Source organism: Paenibacillus xylanexedens (genome assembly GCF_007676705.1).
Classification (GTDB): Bacteria; Bacillota; Bacilli; order Paenibacillales; family Paenibacillaceae; genus Paenibacillus; species Paenibacillus xylanexedens_C.
Window position 1 is genome coordinate 1 of record NZ_VEBF01000343.1, and the last position, 268, is coordinate 268.

Consider the following 268-nt stretch of genomic DNA (forward strand, 5'->3'; position numbering starts at 1 on the left):
ATGGGGATCAAAGTAGAATGTGTGGAAGTTGATGTTAGTGGAGAAATGGATGTAAATGTTTTGTTGGGGTTAAAAGAAGGAAATGGTGGGTTTGATGAAATAAATGTTGGTTTGAATGTAGAGAGTGAGGGAGACGAAGCACAGGTTGAACAGTTGATAGGAAAAGCGATTGAAATATGAGGTGTGAAAAAGAGGATTGAAAGAAAGGTTAAAGTGAGTTGGTCGTAGAGAGTTAAGAGTCAAAACTTCGGATAGTTGATTGTGTTGG

General features: G+C 38.1%; 1 protein-coding gene. It reads left to right on the plus strand.

What is annotated here, in order from left to right:
• A partial coding sequence (locus tag FS628_RS31675) for an OsmC family protein (RefSeq protein ID WP_222125335.1) occupies window positions 1-180 on the plus strand: 180 nt, incomplete at its 5' end.
• Between the last annotated feature and the right edge of the window lie 88 nt (window positions 181-268).